This is a genomic window from Mycobacterium sp., assembly GCF_035603715.1.
In the GTDB taxonomy this organism is placed as follows: Bacteria; Actinomycetota; Actinomycetes; order Mycobacteriales; family Mycobacteriaceae; genus Mycobacterium.
In genome coordinates this window covers 1-3,076 of sequence record NZ_DATNJW010000288.1, presented here as the reverse complement: position 1 = coordinate 3,076, position 3,076 = coordinate 1, and the positions used below count along the sequence as shown (strand labels likewise).

The following is a 3,076-nucleotide window of genomic DNA, read 5'->3' as shown; positions in this document are numbered from 1 at the left end:
TGGACCGCGAGCGGGTTTCGCTGTCGCTCAAGGCGACTCAGGAAGATCCGTGGCGCCACTTCGCCCGCACGCATGCGATCGGCCAGATCGTTCCCGGCAAGGTCACCAAGCTGGTTCCCTTCGGCGCGTTCGTGCGCGTCGAGGAGGGCATCGAGGGCCTGGTGCACATCTCCGAGCTGGCTGAGCGCCACGTCGAGGTGCCCGACCAGGTGGTCGCCGTCGGTGACGACGCAATGGTCAAGGTCATCGACATCGACCTGGAGCGTCGCCGCATCTCGCTCAGCCTCAAGCAGGCCAACGAGGACTACACCGAGGAGTTCGACCCGGCCAAGTACGGCATGGCCGACAGCTACGACGAGCAGGGCAACTACATCTTCCCCGAGGGCTTCGACGCCGAGACCAACGAATGGCTCGAAGGTTTCGACACCCAGCGCACCGAGTGGGAGGCCCGCTACGCCGAGGCCGAGCGGCGGCACAAGATGCACACCACACAGATGGAGAAGTTCGCCGCTGCCGAGGCCGAAGAGGCCGCGCGCCCGCAGGCCAACGGCTCGTCCGGCGACGACCAGCCGAGTGGTGGATCACTGGCCAGCGACGCGCAACTCGCCGCTCTGCGCGAGAAGCTCGCAGGCAGCGCCTAACGGTTAGACCCCGAACGAACGCCCCCGGCTCAGATGAGTCGGGGCGTTCGTCTTTCCGGCGCGAGCCCGAGGATTCGGCCCCGCGGCGTCCTGACACACTGGTGCGGTGTTGCGCATTGGCCTGTCCGGCGGTATCGGCGCCGGAAAGTCGACGGTTTCCTCAACATTCAGCGAACTCGGCGGAATCGTCGTCGACGGCGACGTGATTTCCCGTGAAGTCGTCGAGCCGGGCACCGAGGGGCTGGCCAAGTTGGTAGATGCCTTCGGCAAGCAGATCCTGTCCGACGACGGCTCGCTCAACCGGCCGGCGTTGGCCGCGATCGCATTCAGCGACGACGAGAAGCGCCAGACGCTGAATGGCATCGTGCATCCGCTGGTGGCCGAACGCCGGTCGGCATTGATCGCCGCGGCGGCGCACGACGCCGTGATCGTGGAGGACATCCCCCTTCTGGTGGAATCCGGGATGGCGCCGATGTTCCCGTTGGTGGTGATCGTCAACGCCGATGAAGACCTTCGGGTGAAACGGTTGATCGAACACCGGGGCTTCTCTGAGCAGGACGCCCGCGCCAGGATCGCGGCGCAGGCCACCGAGGAGCAGCGTCGCGCGGTTGCCGACGTGTGGCTCGACAACTCTGGCAGCGCAGACGAATTGGTCGCTAGGGCCCGCGAACTGTGGCACCGGCGGATCGTCCCGTTCGAGCACAATCTCGACGCCGGTGAGCCGGCCCGCTCACGACCGGTGCTGGTGCCCTACGACCCGTCCTGGCCCGATCAGGCCCGCCGGATCGCGGCACGGCTGAACACCGCCTGCGGCCACCGGGCCATTCGCATCGACCACATCGGGTCGACGGCGGTGGCCGACCTCCACGCCAAGGACGTCATCGACATGCAGGTGACGGTCGCCTCGCTTGACGACGCGGACGAGTTGGCCGAGGCGCTGACTGGCGCGGGCTACGTCCACCGACCGATCGCCGCTGACGAGTCCAAGTCGGATGCTCGCAGCACCGTCGCGGAGTTCGACCGCACCGACGACGAATCGTTGTGGCAGAAGCGGATTCACTGTTCGGCCGATCCCGGGCGGCCGACCAACGTCCATGTGCGCGTCAACGGCTGGCCCAACCAGCAGTTCGCGCTGCTGTTCGTCGACTGGCTGGCGGCCAGTCCCGAAGCCCAAGAGCGGTATTCGGCCGCCAAGCACGGCGCCGAGCAGGCCGGCGATATCGCGGGCTACGTAGCCGCCAAGGAGCCATGGTTCGACCACGCGTACCGCGAGGCTTGGGCGTGGGCGGACGCGACGGGCTGGCGTCCTAGGGAGTCGGGTTAGGCAGCGGTGCGCCGCAGGGCAGCACGCCGTTCATCGGATCGGTGCTGCCGGGAGCCGGGTGGACAACCTGGTCGACCTGGACGAAGACCTTGTCGTCGACGTCGATCTCGCAGTGCACGTTCGCCGAGTACGGCCACTTCACCGCGACCTGCATACCGGCGTGATGAGGGTCCGGCAGCACCGCGTCGGCCTGAAACGAGTTGCCCGGCAACGTCCCCAACTGGGCCATGTTCGTCTGGTTGTCGGCAGTGATGAAGGTGGCCACACTGCCGGGGGCCACGCCATCTATCCGCGCGATGTAGACGATGTTGTGCAGGTCGGCCCGCGCGGTCGCGGGAATCAGCTGCGCACCGGCAACCGCCGCGGCGACCACCATGCAGCTGTGCTTCATGCCCATGACCGCACAGATTACCGTTACCGGTTGAGGCGACTCACCGCGTCGGCAACGTCATCGCGGCGCTTGACCAGCAGCCACGTCTCCTCTTCGCCCTCACGGACGCGGGTCAGCGCGTACCCGCCGTGCAATTTCTCGCCGTTCAACAAGACGGACAGGTGCCCGCGGCACAGGCAGGTCGTCATCTCGTGGCCGGTGTTGTTGGCGTACGTGCCGCAGTCCCAGACGTACACGTCGTCATCGGCGTCGTCGCCGATCGCCGCATGGATGTCGGTTTCGTCCAACGGCTGATCCTCGGTGCGGCGCGCCATCCTGCGGTCCTGCGGGCTGACCTCCGGTCCACGCGGGATCGCCCAGGTCACCAGAGTCCCGTCGATCTCGAGACGGAAGTCGTAGTAGTTGTCGCGGTCCTCGTGGTGCTGGATGACGAAACGTGGTCCTGTCGTGCCCGATCGCCTGCGGCGCGCCTGACGTCGCCGTGGCTCGGGGCTCCGCCGATTACTCAAAGCCATGACGTTCGGGCTACCCGCTTACAGCCGAGAAAACTCTAGGGACCGCCCCGCCAGTGCTCGATGCGGTGATGATCGGGGGTAAATCCGTGGCCGACACCCCACAACACTGCCTGGGTGCGGCTGTCCACCCCCAGCTTGCGGTAAATCGTGCGGATATAGGACTTGACGGTGTTGGGGCTGAGATAGGTCAGGCGGGCCACGTCGG

The 3,076-nt window shown here is 66.7% G+C and carries 5 protein-coding genes; 2 read left to right on the top strand and 3 right to left on the bottom strand.

Annotation, left to right across the window (positions count from 1 at the left end; translation table 11 throughout):
- Positions 1-641: S1 RNA-binding domain-containing protein (locus tag VN856_RS12005; RefSeq protein ID WP_325689244.1), on the top strand; the 641-nt coding region annotated here is incomplete at its 5' end.
- Positions 642-747: 106 nt separating this feature from the next.
- On the top strand, positions 748-1,965 hold the full coding sequence (coaE, locus tag VN856_RS12000; RefSeq protein ID WP_325689242.1) for a dephospho-CoA kinase: 1,218 nt from the start codon (positions 748-750) through the stop codon (positions 1,963-1,965).
- Here coaE and VN856_RS11995 read toward each other — a convergent pair.
- From VN856_RS11995 to VN856_RS11985, 3 genes are read right to left on the bottom strand one after another with little or no spacing between them, the layout of a single operon-like run.
- Positions 1,949-2,362, bottom strand: a complete 414-nt coding sequence (locus VN856_RS11995) for a hypothetical protein (RefSeq protein WP_325689240.1) — start codon at positions 2,360-2,362, stop codon at positions 1,949-1,951. The genes coaE and VN856_RS11995 overlap by 17 nt on opposite strands.
- Positions 2,363-2,379: 17 nt before the next feature.
- Entirely contained in the window at positions 2,380-2,871 is a 492-nt protein-coding gene (locus VN856_RS11990; protein WP_325689238.1) for a DNA polymerase ligase N-terminal domain-containing protein, read from the bottom strand.
- A gap of 35 nt (positions 2,872-2,906) precedes the next feature.
- Positions 2,907-3,071, bottom strand: coding sequence for a response regulator transcription factor (locus tag VN856_RS11985; protein WP_414686937.1), 165 nt, complete (start codon positions 3,069-3,071; stop codon positions 2,907-2,909).
- Between the last annotated feature and the right edge of the window lie 5 nt (positions 3,072-3,076).